Annotated in this window: 2 protein-coding genes and 1 pseudogene; 2 read left to right on the top strand and 1 reads right to left on the bottom strand. The window is 39.3% G+C overall.

The features are described from left to right. Positions 1-535 precede the first annotated feature (535 nt). Together RMO27_RS12690 and RMO27_RS12685 are read left to right on the top strand one after the other, a co-directional pair. Positions 536-1,768 carry an AAA family ATPase gene (locus tag RMO27_RS12690; RefSeq protein WP_309732989.1) on the top strand — a complete coding sequence of 411 codons (1,233 nt, stop codon included), beginning with the start codon at positions 536-538 and terminating at the stop codon, positions 1,766-1,768. Then, positions 1,765-2,430, top strand: a complete 666-nt coding sequence (locus RMO27_RS12685) for a retron system putative HNH endonuclease (protein WP_309732988.1) — start codon at positions 1,765-1,767, stop codon at positions 2,428-2,430. Before RMO27_RS12690 ends, RMO27_RS12685 begins: the two co-directional genes overlap by 4 nt. Here the strand turns inward: RMO27_RS12685 and RMO27_RS12680 are convergent. After that, positions 2,423-2,775, bottom strand: a pseudogene (locus tag RMO27_RS12680) (hypothetical protein); the annotation flags it as partial. The gene RMO27_RS12685 and the pseudogene RMO27_RS12680 sit on opposite strands and share 8 nt — an antisense overlap.

Here is a 2,775-nt window from a genome sequence, read left to right as displayed (position 1 = left end):
GCAAGCGGGATATGAAGTTAAATGATGCGCTACCTCGGATCGAAGTAAATCCCGAAACTTATGAGGTGAGAGCAGATGGTGAATTACTTACCTGCGAACCTGCGATGGTGTTGCCGATGGCGCAGCGTTATTTCTTGTTTTAAAATAGGATATAGAAACCATTTGATATCTTTTCAGATGGTAGCTGGAATGCTCGATCGATTACCTCCGGTAAGCTACTTCAACGAATAGATATTGGCGAGGTGGGCGGGTTTGTTGACAGATATTGGTGTTAGACGTGAATTTCTAGCATAAACCCGCCCCTACGGTTGATGGATAAGATTATAAATATATGCGTGGGTGAATCTGTAGGGGCGGGTTTATGCTAGCTAATATCAATTTTACTGTTCGATATCGAACGAACCCGCCCTCCCCACTAGCAAAATTTCAAATGAGTTCTATAAAATACAATTAACCGAAACCACCAAGATCTACTTGATATACTTCGATCGAGATATGTTTGCGATCGCCTCCAGCCCATTTATCCTATCGAATCATGCGCGTCAAAGAATTAAAACTACATAATTTTCGAGGAATCAAAGATCTGCATCTAGTTTTCAATACAGAACACAATATTGTGGTCTTGGCAGGTGTTAATGGCGTCGGCAAATCTAGTATTCTTGACTGCACAAATCTCCTAATCAAACATTATGACAAGATTTGTTATTTAGATTTCGGAAATTTTGAAATATACAAACCACCCTTAGTACTTATACCATCTTCAAGTATTCGCGTTGGTAATCAACATACTGCAAATCAAATTCAAGTGAATTTTGGTATGCAAGATATAAAGTGGGAAATAGATGAATCTACAACTTACTCATTCCAGAGCAGTCGGCTAGCAAAATACCAAAGATTATCTGAAGAAATTAGAAAAGTTACAGCGTCAAGAGTAGGATATTCTTACTTTTATTTTCTTGCTGATAGAAGAGTGATTAATTCGAGGGAGATTTGGACAAATGAATTAGAATACATAATTAATTTTGAAATTTTTTCTAAATGGTTCAAAGAAACGGAGGATTTAGAAAATGAACGCAGGTTAACAGGTAATAATACTCAATATAGACATCCTATACTTGAGGTCATACGACGTTCAATATATTCACTATTAGGGGAAGGTTATGATAGCTTGAAATTTAAGCGAGATATTGACAAACTGACCATTAAAAAGTCAGATCGAGAGATAGCTGTAGATTTACTATCTGACGGTGAAAAAAGTCTGCTTGCAATGGTTGGGCACCTGTCAAGAAAACTAGCTGAGTATAATGAAGACTTGGAAAACCCTTTAGAAGCTTCTGCATTGATATTAATTGATGAGATAGAGTTACACTTACATCCAGCATGGCAAAGGATGATAATTCCACGATTGACTCAAACATTCCCCAACTGTCAATTTATCGTTACTACCCACTCACCCCAAGTTCTGAGTCATGTCGATCCTGAATGTATTCACATCCTCGACTATGATGGTGATAACGTTGTTGTCAAACGTCCAGACAGTTCCTATGGATTGGATAGTAACCGCATTTTAGAAGATATCTTGGGTGTCTCGAAACGTCCGCAAGAAATTCAAGATCGAATGTCAGAACTATTTAGAACGATTAATAATAACGATCTAGAAGGTGCCAAAGAAATCGTTCGGGAATTGGGCGATAAAATTGGCATATCCGAACCAGAACTTGTTAAAGCAGAAGCAACAATTAAACGGCGGGAGATTATCGGTCGGTGAAGTATATTAGTAAAACTAATGAGCCAGAAGTTTTGGCGAATTTTAAAGCACAGGCTAATGATGATTGGCAACCCAGCTACGAGCTATTGCGTGGTAAAGATAAACAACAGTTTCATCATCACCTAATTGCTGAGCAAGGACATATTTGCTGTTATTGTGGCGAAAGGATTGTGACATCTGACAGTCATATCGAGCATTTTCAGCCGCAGACAGAGTATCCGCATTTAGAATTAGATTATTTTAATCTGATCTCTTCCTGCCAGCAAAAAATTCAGCCAAAGGAACCCAGACATTGCGGAATGGGTAAAGGTGATTGGTTCGATGCCGAATTATTAGTCTCGCCACTGATAGCAGATTGCGAAGAATTCTTTGAATATACAGCTATTGGTGAAATTTTACCCAGTCGAGTACCGGAAAAAGCTGAACGAGCGGAGAAAACGATCGAGAAACTGCGACTGAATATTCCTAAACTGCAAGCTGTGAGAGCAGGTGCGATCGATAGTATTTACGGCGATCCAGATTTACAGCTACCACTTGCTGATGATGAGATTGACAAGTTAATTCATTATTACAGTCACATCGATAACGATGGGAAGTATCAGCCTTATTGTCAATCGATCGTGTATCTATTAAAACAGGAAAAAATCGATCGATCTAAATAACCTCGCTCATTGATTTACCCACAGCAACACCCCAGAAAAAATCTTTAATCATTGCGGTGTCGGTATTAACGTGGATTTTCCGACCCCAGGAATAGATATCAAACTGGACGCGACTTTGCTTGTTTTTAGTTATCTTCGTCGGTGGTTCGATCGAGATATTGCCCAAGATCGTCACCCAATGATTGGGGAAAACACGATGAAATCGGGACATTAGAAAAGAATTATTACCCAGCAAACCTTGAGAATTGATCAATCCAAATGCAACACCGCCTGCCTGAATCGTATTATCGGCTTCCTGAAGTGCGCGAAACTCGCCAGCTAAAGGCGTAGGATGAGATTTGGTTT

Source organism: Chamaesiphon sp. OTE_75_metabat_556, from assembly GCF_031378165.1.
Lineage (GTDB): Bacteria > Cyanobacteriota > Cyanobacteriia > Cyanobacteriales > Chamaesiphonaceae > Chamaesiphon.
This window is presented reverse-complemented; position numbering and strand designations above follow the sequence as displayed.